Source organism: Lysinibacillus sp. OL1 (assembly GCF_004332175.1).
Lineage (GTDB): Bacteria > Bacillota > Bacilli > Bacillales_A > Planococcaceae > Lysinibacillus > Lysinibacillus capsici.
Window position 1 is genome coordinate 67,252 of sequence record NZ_SJDS01000004.1, and the last position, 20,561, is coordinate 87,812.

The following is a 20,561-nucleotide window of genomic DNA, read 5'->3' on the forward strand; positions in this document are numbered from 1 at the left end:
CTTATGAAAAATTTTCAGTTGAGTTTTTATTGGCAGTTCGTTAATATTGGCAAGGAACCTTTTTGAAGGAGGCAGATAGCTGCAATGGTCTTACAAGATGCGGATAATGAACTTACGATTGACTGTTTGTTGCTTGCAGGACGCATTATGATTGAAAGTGGTGCAGAAACATACCGCGTAGAGGATACGATGCTACGTATGGCACATTCTCAAAATATGCCGAATGCTCAATGTTATGCCACACCAACTGGCATCATTTTTTCGTTAGGCAAGACACAGCCAACAAGAATTACATCAATTCCCAGTAGGGTTACAGATTTGCAAAAAATCGCCTTGGTAAATTCAGTATCTCGTAGACTCACATCTCAAATCATAACATTAGAAGAAGCTTATGACGAGTTAAAGTCGATACAAAAAACAAATTATTTTTTACCAACTTATTTGCAAGTTTTGGCAGCTGCGCTTGCTAGTGGTTGTTTCCTTATTATGTTTAAGGGTGGATGGTCAGATTTTCCGGTAGCTTTTTTAGCAGGTGGGCTAGGTTTCCTAGTACTTATAATCATTAATCATTTAACAAGGGTAAAGTTTTTTTCTGAATTTACAGCATCACTCGTCCTCGGCTTTGTTGCCTTCTTTGCAGTAAAGTATGGTTATGGTACTGAACTTGATAAAATTATTATTAGTTCCGTCATGCCACTCGTACCAGGTATTTTGATTACAAATGCTGTTCGTGATTTAATGGCAGGTCATTTTATGTCAGGGATGGCAAAGGGAGCAGAGGCCTTTTTAACAGCCTTTGCTATTGGTGCAGCAATTGCCGTCACACTAGGATTTTAGGAGGCGGACAATATGCATATGATGGATATTATTATACAATTAATAGTTAGTTTTTTTGCGACAGCGGGGATTGCCATTATTTTTAATGTTCCTAGAAAAACACTACTTCATTGCGGACTCGTTGGGGTAATTGGCTGGATTATATACTACGTTCTAACAGAGCAAGGCATGGATGTTGTCAAAGCTTCTTTCTTTGGCTCATTTGTCATTGCCATTGTGGCTCATTTATATGCCAGACGTTTTAAAATACCCATGATTATTTTCATTGTTGGGGGAATTATACCATTAGTGCCAGGGGGCATGGCCTATAATGCAATGAGAAATGTGGTAGAGGATGATTACTTACAAGGCTTGCAATATGGCTTAAAGGCATTTTTAATTACAGGTGCTATTGTTATTGGACTAGTTTTTGCAGAAGTAATTATTCAACTCATATTCCGCTCAGTTCGTTCAAGTAAAGTAAAATTACAAAAGGTTTATAAAAAATAGAAGGAGGCTGCGTGCAAAATGGACGCAGTCTCCTTCTTCTTTAATTATTGTTTAGTCAATAATAGTTCAATCTCTTCAGGTGTAACAGGCTTGCTAATATAATAGCCCTGAATGGCATCACAGCCATAAGTAATTAATAGATCTGCTTGTTCAGCTGTTTCTACACCTTCAGCGACCACTTTCAATTCCATGGATTTACCTAGTTGAACCATACCATTCATAAGCTTTTGGCTCTTTTCGGATTTCAAGAGTGAATTTGTAAACGTTTGATCGATTTTTAATGTACTTATTGGTAAAATTTGCATATACCTAAATGAGCCGTAGCCAGTACCGAAATCATCTAATACAAAGGAAATGCCTTCGTTTTCAAGCTTACGCATTTGCTGTGCAATAGACGTTGCGGCTTCAGCTTCTAAAGCAAATTTTTCAGTAATCTCAATTTGTAATAGGTTCGCTGGACAACCTGTTTTTGTAATCATTTCAAGTATAGATTTTGCCATATTCTTATCACGGAATTCGCGTACAGAAGAGTTAATAGATACTTTTAAATCATAGCCAGCCTTTTTCCAAAGTAATGCTTGTTCACAAGCCCTTTCCAGCATGAAGGACCCAATATTATTAATTAGACCTGTTTCTTCAGCGATAGGAATTAACTCATCAGGCGTTACGACACCTATTACCTCATCTTCCCAACGTACCAGTGCTTCCACAGCAGTAACTTTTCCAGCATACACATCGATTTGTGGCTGATAGAGTACCTTCAAGTTTTTTTGGTCAAGTGCTTGGAGTAAGCGCTTTTCAATTAATGCTTTACGATTTAAAGCTTTATGTGTTGCTGTTGATAAAGAAACAATTTTATCTCCGCCAGCCTCACGGACTGTTGAAATAGTAGCAATGGATGCCTTCATAAGCTGAGAGAATGTTGTTTGATCCTCAGGATATCTAGTTATGCCGCCACTTATAGAAATTGGTACAGCAATATTGCCGCTGTAAATCGGATGTTGTTGTAAGTAAGATAAAAAGCCTTGAATAAACCATTCACTTAAAGGCGTGATGACAACAAAATCATTTTCATTTATACGAGCCATCGTGCTATCTTGGAAATACATTTTTATACGATTTGTAAATTCAACAATCAGGCTTTGATCGATTTGTTGATCATGTAATTCTTTAAGTGTATAAAATTTATCAATACTTAGATAAACAAATGAAAAGTGTCTCTCATCGTCAATCATATTGGTGATTACTTTTTCAAGTCGATGTGCATTCATCAAACCAGTTTCTGTATCGATGTAAGCAATTTTTTCGAGTTGGTGTTGAATCGTTTTTGATTTTGTTACATCCTTTTCAATTAGGATAAATTGTTGTTCATTTGTTTCAAGATTAAAGAGAGGGATAGCCGTTAGTAGCACCCAATAGGATTGCCCCGTTTTTGTGATTTTTTCAACTTCTCCCTGCCATGTATGACCATTATTTAAATTACGCCAGATCGTATGTGTTATTTTTTCACTCACTTCATTATCAGGGAACAGTTGCCAAAAGGTTTTGCCGATAACACGCTTTGGTGTCCATTGGCTTGTTTTTAGAAATTCATTATTACATTCCAAGATAAATCCATCGTGATCGAGTGTAACAGTCATAAAGGTCGCATCTAAACCTTGCTTAAGATTTACAAAGGTATTGCATTGAGAGATAGCCTGCGTCATTAATTCTGGTAGCATAAAAATCAATAGAATAAAACGCTCTCCCTCATCTGTAAAAGGTTTAGCTAGCAGAGCTGTTGTTATTTCTGCATTTGAAGTTGTGTGTACTTGAATTTTTTCTAGATACGTACTGTCCTCATTTTGTAAAATAGATTGAAATGTTTCAACAGGAAGCTGACGCAGTAGATTTTCGTGTATAGATGGAGTAGTATTTCCTTTAATATCATTAGCTGATAAGCCAATCAGATGTTCAGCACTCTTTCCCCAGACTGTTGCTTGTCCATCTTGATTAATGATAATTGCAGGAAAAGGAAGTGAATTTAAATAATGTTCATCAATCGTAAATGATTTATGCATATGACTCATGATTATTCGATCTCCTTGGGTAATCAATATATACTAATATTATAGATAATAATCGGGAATTAGTCATTATGAATATATTTGTAAATATTTGATAGTAAAAAATAATAGGACTTTTCTAGTGAAGTACAAGAAATGTTTTGAAGAAAAGTAACAATTTTTAGTACGTATATAGGAAGCAGGATTGGTATGAAACGTTTAAAAGGAATAATATTTATCGTCTCAGGTGCTATGTTATGGGGAGCAACTGGCCCTTTAATGGAGTGGTTGCTGAATCATACACCTTTGACTGTATCCTTTATGTTAACAATCCGTTTATCGGTTGCAGGTATATTACTACTTACATATTTATTGTTAACAGGAAAAAATATTTTTGGAATTTGGCAGCACAAGCTATGGGGGAGGCAACTCATAGTTTTTGGTATTGCAGGTATGCTTGGTGTCCAATTTACATTTGTTGCTGCAATTAATGAAAGTAATGCTGTGCTTGCTACCTTACTACAGTTTTTAGCGCCAATATTTGTTGTCGCGTATGTCTCTCTTAGTTTAAAGAAATGGCCACCAAAATATCAAGTGTTAGGTATTATTGGTACCCTTATAGGGTTATTTCTGTTACTAACGAATGCATCATTTGAAAGTTTACTTATTAGTCCAAAAGCCTTGTTGTGGGGAGTAGGAGTAGGCTTAACATTTGCATTTTACACCTTGTATCCTGCACGCTTAATGAAGGAGTGGAGTGTGCTTTTAGTAGTGGGCTGGGGGATGTTGGTGGGTGGCTTCACTTTAGGCTTAGTAAGCCGTGTTTGGCAGCAGTCCAGTCAATGGGTTGTTCTAGTAGATTTTAAAATTTTAATGTTATTAGTTACTTTAATATTTTTTGGAACAGTAGCTTTTATATTGTTTTTAAGTAGTATGAAATACATCACAGCAGTTGAAACGAGCATTCTTTCTAGTATTGAGCCATTAACTGCGATGGTTATTTCTGTTATTGTTTTTGGTACTTCATTAGGTTTTTGGCAATTAATAGGAGTATTCGTTATGCTTGTTTGTGTAACGTGGCTTTCAATAGCGGGAGAGAAAGCATAAATATACTATAGTGTTAGTAGTTTTTGACTGCCTTTAAATTTTATCTACCAACAAGGGGGAAAGAATATGAAAGAGGTTTTTTCCTATGTAAAGCCATATAAATGGACAGCTATTTTTGCTTTATGTTTAATGCTTTTAGAGTTATTTGTTGAGCTTGTGCAGCCACTCATTATGGCAAAAATAATCGACGAGGGAGTAAGGGCACAAGATCAAGGAATGGTTTTGCAATGGGGGGCTGTTTTACTTGGGCTATCTTTCGTTGCCTTTCTGGCGGGCGTTATTAATTCTTATTTTTCTTCACATACAGCTCAAAGCTTTTCGTATGATCTTCGAAATGCCATGTTTGATAGGATTCAATCCTTTACGCTAGCAACCTATCAAAAATTCTCCACTGCATCGCTTATTACTCGATTAACAAATGATGTCACACAAGTACAAACTGTGCTGTTTATGAGCTTGCGTATTATGCTTCGAGCGCCACTTGCTGTGATAGGAAGCATTATTATGGCTTTTGTCGTAAATCCGAAATTAGCTTTATTTTTAGTTATTGGTGCACCGATCATTTTTATTTTTCTTATTTTTATGGTGGCAAAAGGTGTGACTTATTTTGGGCGTGTACAAAAGAGGGTGGATCGTTTAAACAGAGTTTTACAGGAGAATTTACAGGCGATACGGTTAGTAAAGGCTTACTTAAGAGGGGCATATGAGGCTACACGCTTTGATGAAGTTGCAGTACGGTTAAAGGTTGATACTGTGAAGGCATTACGCATAATGGAATATATTATGCCGGTTCTTTTGTTTATTATGAATATGAGTCTGCTCGCAGTTTTATGGTTTGGTACAAAACAAATTGCTACAGGAACAACGCCACTTGGTGATATTGTGGCTATTGTGAATTATGCAATGCGTATGACAGGCTCATTTTCAATGTTCGCTTTTATTATTATCTTCTACGCACGTGCGAAGGCATCTGCAGAACGTATGGCAGAAATCCTTTCCATTGAAAATGAGGTTGAAGATACGTCCCTTTTAGAAGAAGTAGGTCATGCAACACAGTATGGAGAATTAACCTTTGACCATGTTAGTTTTACTTATCCAGGAGGGGATGTTCCTGTTCTGTCAGATGTGAGCTTTCAAGTTAAGTCTGGCGAGAAACTAGCGATTATGGGGGCAACTGGTGCAGGGAAATCAACATTATTACAACTCATTCCCCGGTTCTATGAAGTAACGCAAGGCAGAATACTTGTGGAAGGTCAGGATGTTCAACATTGGGATTTACAAGAGTTGCGGGAAGTGATTGGCTATGTCCCTCAGCAGTCATTGTTATTTACAGGAAGTATTGCAGATAATGTGCGTTGGGGAGATACACAGGCTGAAATGGATGCTGTATTACAGGCTACAATGCAGGCGCAAATTCATGCATCTGTTGAAGATTTTCCAAATGGTTATGATACCAAGGTTGGGCAAAAAGGTGTTAATTTATCGGGGGGGCAAAAGCAGAGGTTATCTATAGCTAGAGCCCTTTTGAGAAAAGGACATATTTTAATGCTTGATGATAGTACAAGTGCTTTAGATGTTAAAACTGAACAGTCTTTGTGGGCGGCACTGAGTGAAGAAAAAGCAACGATGCTTGTTGTTACGCAAAAAATACGTACAGCTAAAGGTGCAGATCGCATTTTACTGATTGATGCTGGAAAAGTAGTTGCTTATGGCACACATGAAGAGCTTTTAGAGACTTCCTCGCTTTATAAAAAAATAGCTATCTCTCAACAGGAGGTGGAGGATTAATGGGATTTTTCCAGAAACCTTTTGGCTATGAACCGCTTTTGACAAAAGATGATCTCAAACAGGTTGTGAAGAAAAAGAAGGGGCCACGTGCAGCTGATTGGCGAAGCACATTGCTGCGGTTATGGAAAATTGTCGACGAACAACGTGCACTGCTCATTGTCGTGCTCTTATTAGTGATGATTAGCTCCATATTAGCTTTGGTTGGTCCTTATGTAATCGGTCAAATGATTGATCACTATGTTATGCATGGCGAGCTTTCAGGCTTAGGTAAGGGGATTGGCTTATTAATTGGTATTTATGTGTTATTAGCCGTTTCACTTTTCCTACAAAACTATTGGATGATTGGCATCGCCCAGCAAACGATCTATAGATTAAGGACAAGTGTATTTACTCATTTTCAACGACTGCCAGTGGCATTCTTTGATCGTCGTCAGCATGGCGAATTGATGAGTAGAATGACGAATGATATTGAAGCTGTCAGCTCAACATTGAACAGTTCCTTTATTCAGGTATTTTCAAGTGTACTTACGCTTGGAGGAACCGTCATTATTATGCTCAGTTTAAGCCCATTGCTGACAGTTCTGACGATGATCATTATTCCACTGATGTTTTGGGCGATGCGATGGATTACACGTCGTACAGCACCACTGTTTAAAGAACAGCAGGTAGCTATTGGCGCCTTAAATGGGATGATAGAAGAAACCATTTCAGGACAGCGGATTGTAAAGGCATTTTCACAAGAGGAGCGAATGAAAGCAGAATTTCGTGAAAAAAGTTTGCGCTTAAAAAGAACTGGTTTTTGGGCACAGACATATTCAGGTTATATTCCTAAGGTTATGAACTTCTTAAATAACATAAGCTTTACCATTGTAGCAGGCGTAGGAGGTGTCCTTGCGTTATATGGACATGTATCGATAGGGGTAATTGTTATATTCACTGAATATGCACGACAATTTACACGTCCTTTAAATGATTTAGCAAACCAGTTTAATACGGTACTGTCAGCCATTGCTGGTGCAGAACGTGTATTTGCCTTACTTGATGAACAACCAGAGGCAGAAAATGTGTCAGCACAAAAGCATCAGCTGTTGGGACATGTATCGTTTAAGCAGGTGTACTTTAAATATGAACTAGAAGAAGAAGGATACACACTAAAAAATGTAGACTTTAAAGTGGAACCTGGTCAAACGGTAGCGCTTGTTGGTGCAACTGGGGCTGGTAAAACGACAATCCTTCAACTTATTGCAAGATTTTATGAGGTCTCAAAGGGAGAGGTATTATTTGATGGTATAAATGTACAGCAAATTGATCGACAATCCCTTCGTTCACAGATGGCTTTTGTTTTACAGGATCCATTTTTGTTTGAGGCTTCTGTTCGCGAGAATATCCGATATGGTAGACTGGATGCGAGTGATGCAGAGATTGAAGAGGCGGCCAAGCAAGCTAATGCACATGATTTCATAATGAAACTAAAGGATGGATATGATACTATTCTTGCTGCGGATGGACGCGAGATTTCCCAAGGCCAAAAGCAATTACTTTCTATAGCAAGGGCTCTTATTGCTGATCCAAAAATTTTACTATTGGATGAAGCAACAAGCAGTATCGATACTGTGACAGAGCTGGCGATACAAGAGGCTCTCGATACGTTAATGCAAGGGCGCACCAGCTTTGTGATCGCACATCGTTTAAATACTGTCCATAATGCCGATATAGTCTTAGTTATGCATAAAGGGGAATTAGTGGAGGCTGGACCTCAGCAAAAGCTAATCGAATCAGGCGGTCTTTATGCACAAATGCTGCATTCATCCTCACACCATCTTGAGGAATAGATGGAAAAAGAGCAATTTCATTTGAAGTTGCTCTTTTTATCGAATTAAAAATGTTCTTAATTTGAATAAATGGTACAATTATTATAAAAAAATACTAAAATAGGAAGCGATATATAGTTTAAAAGTAATAGTTTGTAACAGAATAAATATCTCTATTTTTGGAAAATTAGTATATTATATTATAGCTATTATTTCTAGTAAATTTCAGTCATTTTACTGACTTTTTATAGTATAAATCCTTTTATTTTTCTATTATTTGAAGTAATATTTTGATTAATAGCAGGTAATAATATATTTTGTTGCCAGCTTATTTTCATTCTTGCTACAATAGGGCAATAGTCTGTTACAGGAACGGAGTAAATGATGAATATTTCAGTGATGACTGTGTCTTTTCCATTAGATGGAGAAACATTGAAAGAAGTAAAGTTATTATGTGAAGAAGCAACAGTTCAAGATTATCGAGTATATGAAACCATTATGAACGTACCAATGGCAGGATCTTTCGAGAATAAAGGCTTTATGGTACTAGCGTATGAGGATGATAAGGATTTACTAGTTGGTGCTGCTAGTGCTATCGACTTAATGGGGCTTCATACATATGAGTGGTCATTAGTGGTGACACCTGCATATCGACAAAAGGGTATTGGAACTGCGTTAGTTGATGGTATACAAGTTGGGCTAAAAGAAAGAGGGGCAGAGGGTCAATTAGCTGTAGTAATTGATGGTTCTCCTTATGGGCATACATTTATTGAAAACAAAGGTTTTACCTATAGTTTTTCAGAAACGACTTTAGAAACAAAAGCAGAGCCTGTTACGTTACGAGGTGATATAAATATACAGGCCTATAACGGAGAGCAAGCTGAATTGATTACTATTTATTGTGAGGCTTTTGGAGATCTACCCGAAGAATCAGAAGAGCTTATTGCTTTTAATACATCAACAAATGGAAGAGAGCTTTGGGTTGCTTACAGAGATGGTGCAATTGTTGGCACAGTGACTACAGCGAAGGAAAATGAAATCCAGTGGGTCACAGCACTTGCTGTACATCCAAATTGTGAAGGACAAGGTATTGGGACAGCCCTTCTTTCCTTTTCAAAGGATTATGCGAGTAAGGTTGGTGCAGCATTTGTCATGCTAGATGTAGAAGTAGACAATAAAAAAGCACTTTCTGTCTATGAAAAAGCAGGCTTTATGAAAGCACAGCAAATTGATTATTATGTAAAACAATAGAAAAAAGGGTGATGAGAGGTATTTAATATTAACTCATCGCCCTTTTTTATCATAATCACCTACTATCTTCATATAATATTAATAAGCTTTAAGAAAGGAGTCGTGATCATGCGCATGCCAGCATTGCCAAAGAAGAAGTCTCCTCCGAAGGAAGCCCCTAGTTCATGGTGGAAAGTTGTGAAAGCTTATTTATCCAAAGGGAAGTTTTATAAATTACCCCCAAGAAATTAACGATGCAAAGAAAAAAGTCGCCTTTTAGCGACTTTTTAATTTTCTAATAAAAATGTCTTTTTGGATGGCCCGATTAAGTATAGCTCGTGCATAGCTCGTGTAAGAGCTACATAAAGTAGCTTTCGATCAATTGGTGTATCGTAAAATGGTGTATCGTAGGCAGCTACAATGACGGCATCAAATTCAAGTCCCTTAGCTAAGTGACTTGGGACAACAAGTAACATTTCTTGATTAATAGATTCATTTTCTGTTAGTAGTTGTGAAGCAATGTCATTATCTTTTAATGCCTGTTGCATAGTAATGGCTTCTGCAGTAGTTTTGCAAATTAAAGCGATGGATCGGTGACCATTTTGACGAATGGCTTCAAAGATCTCTTTAATTTTGAAGGCATCGAATTGCTCCTCTTGAATAAAACTTGGTACGTTACCGTGACGCACAACGGGTTCTACTAAAGGTAGCTGTTCATTCATTTGCGCTAGAATTTGATTCGCGACTTCCATAATTTCAATTGTTGTTCGATAGCTTTTTTGCAAAGTGCGGAAGCTTGCACGAGGAAATAAGCTTTGGACAGGCTCCCAGGCTGTTAATGAGCGATAGCTATGGATACCTTGTGCTAAATCACCGACCATAGTAAACATATCTGTATCAAGACCTGCTTTTAAAGCAGCAAGCTGAAATAAACTGTAATCTTGGACCTCATCGATAAAGACAACACGCATCTTCCATTCATCTGCAATGCCTTTTAAACGTGCTTGTAAATAGTATAGTGCAGCTAAATCTTCGAGTGCCCATTGTTCTTTACGATGTGCCTGCAAAAATTGTTGCTGTTCAAGGTAATGCCATTCAGGGGCGAGTTCTGCTAATAGTTCTGCATCGGTGAGAAGGGTACGATAGAGTGTTTTAATATTATGTTTGGGAAAGCGCCGCATATAAGCTGATGCCGTTGTCTTCGTTTCTTTTTCAATGGCAGGAATTCGTTCATCACGCTCATCAATGAATTTTGTGACAACACGTCGCCGTTTTTCATCATCTCGAATTCCATTTAAGGCTTTACCCAATGCTTCATCATACTTTTTATGGAGTGTAGCTAAAACAGCCTGTTTTTTTTGACGTACATGGCTTGCTAAGACCTTTTTAATATGTTCAAGTCGCTTTTCGATAGGCATATATGAGAATTCATATAAAAACAGCTTCTTCAGGTGGGAAGCACGCATGATACAGTATTTTTCAATATAGACATCTTCGAATTGCTCTGCGATCCTTTGTTCCAGCTTTTGTACGTAGCGTTCGATGACATCACGATAGTAAAGTGAGCCTTTCATTTCAGCAATCCAGTCAGTAGGCTGACTTCCTCCAGCAACGAGCAATTCTAATTGCTCATTTGGATTTTGAAGCTTAAGCTTTAATTTAGTGGCAGAAAGAACGTAGTCTGTAAAAGTAGTTTGGCATATTTTATCGACGCCAAGCTCTGGTAAAACATCGCCTATATAATCAATAAATAATTTATTTGGTGCTAAAATCATGAGCTGCTCAGGATTAAAATGTTCACCCATTGTATAAAGGAAATAGGATATTCTGTGTAGAGCAATGGTTGTTTTTCCACTACCAGCAGCACCTTGTACAATAATTGGTTGACGAAGATGTGCTCGAATAATTTCATTTTGTTCCTTTTGAATTGTTGAAACAATTTCAGTTAGACGGACATCAGCTTTTCCAGCTAATGCTTCTTGTAGTAGTTCATCATTTGTTGTTAGATCAATATCTCGTATATCGAGTAATTCGCCATTTTCGATCTTGTATTGCCTTTTAGCAAAGAGATGTCCTTTATGAACTTCACCACGGACATCGTATTCCATGTCACCAAGACGTCCATCATAATAAACATTAGCTACGGGTGAGCGCCAGTCAACAATAATGGGCTCATGGGTTTCACGATGAAATAGTGATGTTTTCCCAATATAAAGGAATTCTTCTGGGTCACCGGTTTTTTGGAAATGGATTCTAGCGAAATAGGGCTTCTTGCGAACGGCCTCTAGACCTTCTTTTTGATTACGTGCCATTTCAAAAAATCTGGCATTTGTTAAGATATTTAAATAACTTAAACTCGAATCTAAGTAATCAAGATCTGCCATAGATTTGCGGATATTTTCTTGAGCAGATTTTAAATCTCGTTGTGATTCGTCTAATATTTGTTGCATATAGCCTTGGGTATACGCTAACCGCTCTACTTCAGCCTGAAAATCTGGATGTTGTACAGTCATTTTTTAGCACCTCCTAGGTACTTACAATTTCAAAGTAGATTATCATACTACTATATATAATATTTACCAGCAAGTGAAAGCTAAAAAGTCAATTATGCTATTATTACAAGGGGCTGGAAGGTTTTTCTTTGAATAATAATAGAGGAGGTTATTGAATTTGGACATATTTGCACATAGAGGCGTTTCGATAAACTACCCAGAAAATACGATGGCTGCCTTTCAAGCAGCATCAAAGCTTCCTATAGCAGGGGTAGAGCTAGACGTTCATTTAACCGCAGATAAAGAGGTAGTGGTGATTCATGATGAGACCATTGATCGTACCTCCAATGGCTCAGGCTATGTAAAAGATTTTACATTACAGCAATTACGTACTTTTGATTTTGGCTCCTGGTTTTCACGGGAGTTCGGAGATGAAGTAATTCCTACGCTAGGGGAAGTGTTGGAGTTATTTGCAGGTACCAATCACCGTATCAACATTGAACTGAAAACAGACATTATTGCATATGAAGGAATCGAAGCGCTCGTGCTCAAAGAAGTAGCAGCACAGCAAATGACAGAGCGGGTGATCATTTCATCTTTCAATCATGAATCATTGCAAACAATATCAAAAATAGCGCCTTATATAGAAAGTGCAGCATTGTTTGCAGAGGTGCTGGTGGATTTCCCAACTTACATTGCTCTTATACCAGCTAAGGCGTTGCATGTAAGTTTACCAACTTCCTTCCGTAAATCAGTTAAACTAGCTCTCGCTGAAGGTGCAACTGTACGTGTGTATACCGTCAATGAACAACGAGATGCTCGAAGTTTACAACAGCTCGGTGTACAGGCGATATTTACAGATGATCCAGAAAAAATATTAAGAGCCCTTAGTTAGAGCAAAAGTGGACAGTTAGGAGACAAAAGCTTCCGTGGAATCATTTGCATTTTCAAAATACCCACGGAAAGCAACGTCTTCTAGAGGATTTTTACCATTTTGCACGATGTTCCTCAATACATCCGAGCATTTGTTGAATAACCAGTGTTTCACCATTGTCGAGTAAAATAGAACCGTCGTAATAGCCAAATAGTTGATGTACCTCTGATTTAACTAGTTTGGCATTCGTTTGGGCTATACGTTCAAAAAAGGGTGAAAAGGTTAAGGAGACCTGATTAGAAAATTTTGTTTTTACTTTCCAACGCTGCATATAATCTTCGGAATCATATTGAAATAATAAATCCTCATGTATTTTTGTCATTTTACCATCAACAAAAACAGCATTTTCGGTCATGCCTGTGCCATCTGTCCATTTACCTCCTAAATTAAGTCCGATGCGTCGTCCACGTACTCGTTGAGAGGCCATTCCCCAATTCCATAATGCTTCACGTGGCCATACACCTCGTCCATAATCCAACACAGCAAAATTCTCCTCAGCTGAGAAATTAAAACGTCGAGTACCAATTGTGACAACACCTGATGTTGGCAATATGTGATGCTTGCCTGTGAACTGAAATGTTTTGCGATTCCAAGGAATGACTACATTTAGGGTTTCGTCCGCTGGTGGGTGCTGAATGATAAGCTTCGCTCGTAAAACATCTCCGTCAAAGTTTGGTATGGAAACAGATAGATGTGTTTCATTTTGTATATATAATAAATCAATCATCATTTCACTATTTTTAAATGAAACAGATTCTAAAACCTGTGAAGGCATTTTTAGTTTACCACCGAAAGGGATTGTGATCGTTTTTTCAAAATAGCGCTGTGTTTCATATTCAAGGAAATAAACGAAGCAGACTGCTGCGTAATCTAGATGACTAATCGTAGCTGAAAACAAGATTTCATCACCGTAGACACACCAATAGTTCCATTTCTTTTTGCGCATGAGATGGCCGCTTAAATTGCTATTAATAAGTGGTTTGCGTGCAAATCCGATGGCTGCTGGATTTAAATTACCTTTTTTATCGCATAAAAGAGTTGGCTGTAAAATCTCTTTTTCAGCATGCTGCCTCACATTCAACATCCCTTCTGGTCATAAAATAAAATTGACATATCTTTAATCCTTATTGTAGCAAAAATGTTCTTGAAATTGGAAAGGAACATGCTGAATATAATGGATTTCAATAAGAATTATGAGGAAGGACCTAACTAATAGAAATGCTTAAATAGACATATGATGGCATGAGGAGGTTATGTATGGCAAAAATGTATAATAGGCAGGCTGCAGTTCAATATGCTAATTTGTGGTGGAACAGACGCAATCCTGCTTTTCCAAATTTTGATGTAGATTGTACGAACTATATATCTCAGTGTTTACTTGCAGGAGGGGCACCGATGCGAGGTGCACCAAGTAGAGAGAAAGGCTGGTGGATTCAGCAAGGGAATTGGAGCTTTAGCTGGTCTGTTGCCCATTCATTACGATGGTATTTAGAAGGATCTACAACAGGATTGAAGGGTAGACGTGTTCAATATGCAGAGGAACTAGAGCTTGGAGATGTCATTTTTTATGATTTTCAAGGGAATGGTAGAATTGACCACTCCGTTATTGTTACAAGTATTCAAAATGGTATTCCTTATGTGAATGCCCACACCTCAGATAGTCTTAATCGACCTTATTTTTACGAGGATTCCACCGCCTATACGCCAAGCATGACCTACTTTTTCTATCATATAGATGACAGCTTTGCTTAGGAACAGGTAGTTTTAAAGCATGCAAATATATGATAATGTGAAAGATAGAAGAGATAAACTCTAATATGTTGTCTTATGGTAGAAGGAGAATTGATATATGAGCGAACAAATTTTATCTGTTAGAGATGCAATTATTCAACGTCGTTCCATTAAAAAGTTTAATGGCCAGCCTGTAGAGCGTGAGGATTTAATGGCTATTATTGACGATGCAGTATGGGCTCCCAATCATGGTAATCGTGAGCCGTGGCGATTAGTTGTTGCCTGTGGAAAGGAATTAACAAATCTTCACCAGCTATTACGTGACTTAACAATTCCTAAATGGCAGGAGCTTTCAAGCGAAGATTTAGCGAAGCAGATGTTGAAATTTACATTACCAGGCGGCTATGCCTTTGTTATCGTTCCAGAGGATGCGCGTCAAAAAGAACGTTTAGAAGATTATGCAGCAGCAAGTACATTTATTCAAAACATGCAGTTACTGGCATGGGATAGAGGCATAGGCTCTTGCTGGAAAACACCAGGCTTCCTAGATAATCCAAAATTCCGTGAAGCTTTAAAGGTACAGCCAGGTGAGCGTGTCATTGCTATGCTACAAGTTGGTTATTTTGATGAAGTGCCAAAAGGTAAAGAGCGCAAACAAGCAGCTGATATCGTTACGATTTTTGGTGAGTAATCAAATAAAAAAATCCCTTCACTTTGACAGTGAGGGGATTTTTTAATTAATCGATATTTATTTTTGTAATCCTGAAACCTCATATAAATAATCACTAAGAACACGTAAGCCTTTATCAAAGTTTTCTAAATGGAAGTGTTCATTTGGTGCATGGAAGTTTTCACTTGATAGACCGAAGCCCATTAGCACTACAGGTAATTCTAAAATTTCATCAAACGCAGCGACGATAGGGATGGATCCACCGCCACGTGTGTATGCTGTTGGTACATTATACACTTTTTCATAGGAGCGTCCAGCAGCCTGAATAAATGGATGATCGAAAGGCGTTAGGAATGGACGGCCTTTATCGAATTCAGAAATGTTGATTTCCACACCAGCAGGTTTGTGCTTTTCAACATGTGCTTTTAAAAGTGCTACAATTTCATCGGGCTCTTGATTTGGTACAAGACGGCATGTGATTTTAGCGCCAGCTTCAGCGGGCAGCACTGTTTTGATGCCCTCACCTGAGAAACCACCAAATACACCGTTAACCTCTAGGGTTGGGCGGGCCCAAGTACGTTCTAAATAAGAATACCCTTGTTCACCGAATAATTCTTTTACGCCAACTTCCTGTTTAACAGACTCTTCATCGAAGCCAAGCGCAAGATAAGCCTCACGTTCCTCTTCTGTTAATGGCAACACTTTGTCGTAGAAACCTTCAACTTGAATCGTACCATGCTCATCACGGAAGGATGCTAAAATTTCAGCTAATGCGTGAATAGCATTTTGTACGCCACCACCATAAAGACCGGAGTGTAAATCTCCCTTAGCTCCACGCACATCAATTTGAATGCCCGTTAAGCCCCGTAAACCATAGCATACCGCAGGCTTCCCAGGACCATAAAGACCTGTATCGGAAATTAAAATTAAATCTGCCGCTAGTTTTTCTTTATATTGTTCAACATAGGCAGGTAGATGTGGACTACCAATTTCTTCTTCACCTTCATAAATGAACTTAACATTGACAGGTAATGTCCCTGTTGTAGCAAACAATGCCTCAATCATTTTTAAGTGCATAAAGACTTGTCCTTTATCATCACTCGCACCACGAGCAAATAATTTATTGTCTCGAATTGTAGGATTAAAAGGCTCACTGTCCCATAAATTTAATGGATCAACAGGTTGAACATCATAATGACCATAAAATAAAATAGTTGGTTTACCCTCTGCATGTAGCCAGTCTGCATAAACAACAGGGTGCCCAGCTGTTTGTGTAATGGAGATATTTTCAAGATTTAGTTTTTCAAACGCACTGGCTAGCCACTCAGCTGCATGTTGAATATCCTCTTTATGCTCGGATAAAGAACTGATACTTGGAATTCGTAAAAATTCATTCAATTCATTTAAATGTGCCTCACGGTGTTCTGCAAAATAAGCATCAATTTGCTGTAAATTAGTCATTAAGCATCCCTCTTTCTACTATTTCGATAATAGAAATAGTATAGCACAATTTGCTTTTAGGAATCTTAAATTGTCTTGAAAGATTACACATAGTACCTACAAAATAAACCACAAGAGCTAAATAGCAATTGTGGTTGAGTCTTACTTGAGTGGATTATAAATTCGTCATTTTTCAGTGAAGGGTTCAGATACAACAGCCAGATCGCTTCACACTTTTAACGGCTAGAATGGCATCATTAAATGCACTAGCTTTCAGGCAAGTCTATTCAAAGCCCCATTAGTGAGCAGTATAACCACCATCAACAAGAAGCGTTGTACCATTAACAAAGCTTGCGTCATCGCTTGCTAAGAAGAGAACAGCTTTAGCGATTTCTTCTGGTTTACCAAGTCGACCTTGTGGGTGAAGGGATGCTAAATATTCTTTCTTCTGAGCATCGACCTCAGCTAATAGAGGAGTGTCGATATAGCCAGGACACACCGCATTTACACGAATACCCTGTTTAGCGTAAGCAGTACATAGGTTTTGTGTTAATAATTTAACGCCACCTTTTGCAGATGAGTAGGCTGTAGGGTTTGGTAAGGCAACGAAGCTATGAATTGAACCAGCGTTAACAATGACACCACCTGTCCCTTGAGCAAGGAATTGTTCAATGGCATATTTATCCGAAAGAAATACACCTGATAAATTAATATCAATTGTTCTTTTCCATTTTTCAAAAGAAAGCTCGTGTGCTGGTGCATCGTCAGCTACACCTGCATTTGCATACATAATATCAAGTTTACCGTATTTAGCAACGGTCTCCTTTATCATGTTTTGAATGTCCGTTTCATTAGTTACGTCTGTTTTTACGAAGAGTGTATCAAAACCATTGTTATTTAATTCTTCAGAAACGCTTTGTCCACGATCAGAAAAATCGGCAATAACGACTTTAGCGCCTTCTTCTACAAAGAGACGAACTGTGGCTTCACCGATACCACTAGCCCCACCTGTAACAATTGCTACTTTATCTTTTAGTTTCATATAAATGACCACCTTTAATGTTATTTTGCGGTTGCTCCGCCATCAATAACGAATTCTGCACCTGTTGAAAAGGAAGATTCATCAGAAGCTAAAAACAATACAGTTTGCGCTACTTCCTTTACAGAGCCTAAACGTCCTAATGGGAATAAGTTTTTGCCTAATTCATCTTTTGAGCTTCCTGTTGTTGCTGATGCATAGTCTGCCATACCTGTATCAATGTAGCCAGGATGAATGGAGTTGACACGTACGCCGTATGGAGCATACTCCATAGCAGCATCTTTTGTCATAATGCGAACAGCCCCTTTACTAGCGCCGTATAATACGTGACCAGCAGCACCTGTTAAGCCTGCAATAGAGGAAGCATTAATAACAGAACCATTATGTTGTTTAGCCATAAGCGGCATAATATGTTTCATGCCTAAGAACACACCTGTCACATTGATGGACATTAAGCGGTTCCAGTCAGAAAGCTCGATTTCTGCAAGGGGTTTTATGATATAGATACCTGCATTATTGAAAAGAATATCCACTTTCTTAAATGTTTTTATTGATTCATCTGCAACCTTTTTCCAGTCTTCTTCATTACTAACATCGTGGCGGATAAATACTGCCTCACCGCCGATAGTTTGAATATCACGGACTGTATCGTTCCCAGATTGTTCATTTATATCAGTAATAACTATTTTTGCTCCCTCTTTAGCAAATAATAGTGCAGTTTCTTTCCCGATTCCTGTACCTCCACCTGTAATAATGGCCACTTTGTTTTCTAATCTCATTTCAAGCACGCACCTTTCATTATTTCTGGTTATATGGTTGCCTTAGGATTCAAAAGTATTCGCATTGTTTAGCGATACCTTCATCTTACTCCTTTCAATTTGAAATACTATCCTATAAGATGCTGTATAATATAGTGAGTGAATATCCTCCATTTATAGGGGTATTTTTAGTGTGAAGGAGAAGAATTTCCTATGACGCATCCATTTCAATCAATTGAAGAAGTAACACTTCAAGAGTTTGTGTTGTTTATTAAAATCCATCATCAGCAAATTGAAGAGAATACAATTATTTACCTTAATCTAGAACCTTCTATAACTGGGGCAGATCGAAATAGAACAGCAATGCTATTAGATTCATTTTTGCGTTTAATGACACATGCAAATATCGAGGAATTAAATAATGATGATAAGTATTTTTTTAACACATGGCTTCAATCACAGTTGTCCATTATTGATAGGAAGAGCTTTAATTTATTCCAATTAATTTTCGAGAAATCATTGATTACTTTTATGATTCAACAGAAAAGTAGTCGAACGAATGCCATCTTCATGTATGTATTATCGACATTTACGTTACTTGTAGAGCTTTATTATTATGACTGTGAGGGAGATAACCAAACTAGTAACATCGCTAGCGAAAATCAGAAAATTAGGCATCTACAGCTATTAGATAGGCTTGATAAATTGCTTATTAGTTCCTCAGGTTATCAGGATTTAGCGCTGATTTTAAAAAAATGTGAAGAGTATTTTAGTTATAAAAGATGTGTATTTTACGCATATGTCCCATGGTCCAATCAATTTTATGGAGTTATTGGCGCAGAGCTTCCTAAGGTGCAAAGCATGAAAGGGGAGTTGACTGGGGAAAACACAATACTTAGTTCAAGAAAACCCATTTATTTAAAAAATCCTAAAAATTACTTGAAAGACGAGCATATCCAATTATTTAATTTATCCTCGATTATTTTTATTCCCATTTTGCGTCAAGATCAATTATTTGGATGGTTAACATTTGATCAGCTAGGGGAGGAGTTTGATTGTACAAAGGAAGAATTAACACTCCTTGAGGAAGTAGGGAAGCGTTTAGGTTTATTTTTATCACGTAAGGGCGAGAAGGTAGAAAAGAATACAGTGCTTCATTTAACTGAAAGGGAATCGATGATACTTGGCCTGCTTGCCGAAGGATATGATAATAAAAAAATTGCTGGTTTATTATTTTTAAGTGAGCATACTGTCAGGGATTATGTAAGCAGTCTTATGACAAAGCTCAAAGCAAAGAATCGAACACAGGTCGTTGCCTCAGCCTTTCGTCTAGGACTGTTAAGCTAAAACACCCAATGCACTTCTATTAGGAGTGCATTTTTTGTTTCTTCAAATGCTAATTAATATTCTGACAATAAATACTATTGAAAATATAGTTTAATTAATAGGTAACTATTGTCATCAAAAGTTTTTTTGGAGGGAAAGCAGTATAGTAGTAAAACAATTTTTACGAATATTACAAGTGAAAGCGATTAAGCTTACACGATTGTAATGAAATTGAAAGCCAATGCGATAGAGTGTAATACATTATTTTGCGAGAATGTGTATAGAAGCAAGAACAAGAAGCGGAGGCATACACAATGAATGAAAAATTAGAAGGCGTATACGAGGAATACAATCGTTATATATATCATTTATGTTTAAAACTAACTCGCAATAATATAGAAGCTGAAGATTTAATGCAAGAAGTTTGGGTTAAGGTTGTACGCTATGAAGATAGCGTGGCCGAAGTAGAGCATATTAAAGCTTGGCTGACAACTATTACAATGAATACATTTAGAGATCGCTATCGTAAAAAAGTACGACGTAGCAAATATATGATGAACCAACCTGAAACATTAGACGTACCGATTTTAGATTTGGTTCCCAATAACGATATTTCTACAGAAGAAAAAATTGAAAAGGACATTGTAACAAAACTAGTCCAGGATAAAATGGAGCAATTAGATGCGATTTATAGAAAGACTTTATGGTATTTCTACATAGACCAATACTCACTTGCAGAAATCTCTACAATTATGAAAGTTTCCATTGGTACTGTGAAATCTCGTTTATTCCGTGCAAAGGCTCGATTAAAAGAGATGCTCATGTCAGATACAGCTATTGTGGAATCTGTGCTACCAGCGTAAT

General features: G+C 37.6%; 17 protein-coding genes. 11 read left to right on the forward strand and 6 right to left on the reverse strand.

Annotation, left to right across the window (positions count from 1 at the left end; genetic code table 11):
* The first annotated feature begins 84 nt into the window (after positions 1-84).
* Both EW028_RS09495 and EW028_RS09500 read left to right on the forward strand, forming a co-directional pair.
* Positions 85-837 (forward strand): threonine/serine exporter family protein, encoded by a 753-nt coding sequence (locus EW028_RS09495; protein WP_131520698.1) that lies wholly within the window; start codon positions 85-87, stop codon positions 835-837.
* 12 nt (positions 838-849) lie between these two features.
* Positions 850-1,326 carry a threonine/serine exporter family protein gene (locus EW028_RS09500; RefSeq protein ID WP_131520699.1) on the forward strand — a complete coding sequence of 159 codons (477 nt, stop codon included), beginning with the start codon at positions 850-852 and terminating at the stop codon, positions 1,324-1,326.
* Positions 1,327-1,370: 44 nt separating this feature from the next.
* Here the strand turns inward: EW028_RS09500 and EW028_RS09505 are convergent, their stop codons facing one another.
* Positions 1,371-3,395 (reverse strand): EAL domain-containing protein, encoded by a 2,025-nt coding sequence (locus EW028_RS09505; protein ID WP_131520700.1) that lies wholly within the window; start codon positions 3,393-3,395, stop codon positions 1,371-1,373.
* A gap of 186 nt (positions 3,396-3,581) precedes the next feature.
* Between EW028_RS09505 and EW028_RS09510 the strand changes: the two genes are divergently transcribed.
* The 4 genes from EW028_RS09510 (at position 3,582) to EW028_RS09525 (ending at position 9,328) form a co-directional block, all read left to right on the forward strand.
* Positions 3,582-4,478, forward strand: coding sequence for a DMT family transporter (locus EW028_RS09510; RefSeq protein ID WP_131520701.1), 897 nt, complete (start codon positions 3,582-3,584; stop codon positions 4,476-4,478).
* A 66-nt stretch (positions 4,479-4,544) separates the two neighbouring features.
* On the forward strand, positions 4,545-6,266 hold the full coding sequence (locus EW028_RS09515) for an ABC transporter ATP-binding protein (protein WP_131520702.1): 1,722 nt from the start codon (positions 4,545-4,547) through the stop codon (positions 6,264-6,266).
* Entirely contained in the window at positions 6,266-8,098 is a 1,833-nt protein-coding gene (locus tag EW028_RS09520) for an ABC transporter ATP-binding protein (RefSeq protein WP_131520703.1), read from the forward strand. The genes EW028_RS09515 and EW028_RS09520 overlap by 1 nt, the downstream gene beginning before the upstream one ends.
* A 360-nt stretch (positions 8,099-8,458) precedes the next feature.
* Positions 8,459-9,328, forward strand: coding sequence for a GNAT family N-acetyltransferase (locus tag EW028_RS09525; RefSeq protein ID WP_227744919.1), 870 nt, complete (start codon positions 8,459-8,461; stop codon positions 9,326-9,328).
* Positions 9,329-9,594: 266 nt separating this feature from the next.
* Here the strand turns inward: EW028_RS09525 and helD are convergent, their stop codons facing one another.
* Positions 9,595-11,820, reverse strand: coding sequence for an RNA polymerase recycling motor HelD (gene helD / locus EW028_RS09530; RefSeq protein ID WP_131520704.1), 2,226 nt, complete (start codon positions 11,818-11,820; stop codon positions 9,595-9,597).
* A gap of 157 nt (positions 11,821-11,977) precedes the next feature.
* Here helD and EW028_RS09535 point away from each other — a divergent pair, with 157 nt between their 5' ends.
* Positions 11,978-12,694 carry a glycerophosphodiester phosphodiesterase gene (locus EW028_RS09535; RefSeq protein ID WP_048393311.1) on the forward strand — a complete coding sequence of 239 codons (717 nt, stop codon included), beginning with the start codon at positions 11,978-11,980 and terminating at the stop codon, positions 12,692-12,694.
* Positions 12,695-12,785: 91 nt separating this feature from the next.
* Here EW028_RS09535 and EW028_RS09540 read toward each other — a convergent pair whose 3' ends face one another.
* Positions 12,786-13,808, reverse strand: a complete 1,023-nt coding sequence (locus tag EW028_RS09540) for a DUF2804 domain-containing protein (protein WP_131520705.1) — start codon at positions 13,806-13,808, stop codon at positions 12,786-12,788.
* A gap of 182 nt (positions 13,809-13,990) precedes the next feature.
* Here EW028_RS09540 and EW028_RS09545 point away from each other — a divergent pair, with 182 nt between their 5' ends.
* Both EW028_RS09545 and EW028_RS09550 read left to right on the forward strand, forming a co-directional pair.
* The gene (locus EW028_RS09545) at positions 13,991-14,485 is read left to right on the forward strand and encodes an amidase domain-containing protein (protein ID WP_131520706.1); all 495 of its coding nucleotides are present in this window, start codon (positions 13,991-13,993) and stop codon (positions 14,483-14,485) included.
* Positions 14,486-14,582: 97 nt separating this feature from the next.
* Positions 14,583-15,155 carry a nitroreductase family protein gene (locus EW028_RS09550; protein ID WP_048393315.1) on the forward strand — a complete coding sequence of 191 codons (573 nt, stop codon included), beginning with the start codon at positions 14,583-14,585 and terminating at the stop codon, positions 15,153-15,155.
* A 57-nt stretch (positions 15,156-15,212) separates the two neighbouring features.
* Here EW028_RS09550 and EW028_RS09555 read toward each other — a convergent pair whose 3' ends face one another.
* From EW028_RS09555 to EW028_RS09565, 3 genes are all read right to left on the reverse strand, one after another.
* Positions 15,213-16,595 carry a dipeptidase gene (locus tag EW028_RS09555; protein WP_131520707.1) on the reverse strand — a complete coding sequence of 461 codons (1,383 nt, stop codon included), beginning with the start codon at positions 16,593-16,595 and terminating at the stop codon, positions 15,213-15,215.
* A 277-nt stretch (positions 16,596-16,872) separates the two neighbouring features.
* On the reverse strand, positions 16,873-17,616 hold the full coding sequence (locus EW028_RS09560) for an SDR family NAD(P)-dependent oxidoreductase (protein WP_131520708.1): 744 nt from the start codon (positions 17,614-17,616) through the stop codon (positions 16,873-16,875).
* Positions 17,617-17,636: 20 nt separating this feature from the next.
* Positions 17,637-18,392 carry an SDR family NAD(P)-dependent oxidoreductase gene (locus EW028_RS09565; protein WP_048393320.1) on the reverse strand — a complete coding sequence of 252 codons (756 nt, stop codon included), beginning with the start codon at positions 18,390-18,392 and terminating at the stop codon, positions 17,637-17,639.
* A 192-nt stretch (positions 18,393-18,584) separates the two neighbouring features.
* Between EW028_RS09565 and EW028_RS09570 the strand changes: the two genes are divergently transcribed.
* Together EW028_RS09570 and EW028_RS09575 are read left to right on the forward strand one after the other, a co-directional pair.
* Entirely contained in the window at positions 18,585-19,718 is a 1,134-nt protein-coding gene (locus EW028_RS09570; protein WP_131520709.1) for a LuxR C-terminal-related transcriptional regulator, read from the forward strand.
* A gap of 293 nt (positions 19,719-20,011) precedes the next feature.
* Positions 20,012-20,560, forward strand: a complete 549-nt coding sequence (locus EW028_RS09575) for an RNA polymerase sigma factor (RefSeq protein WP_036078118.1) — start codon at positions 20,012-20,014, stop codon at positions 20,558-20,560.
* Position 20,561: the final 1 nt, after the last annotated feature.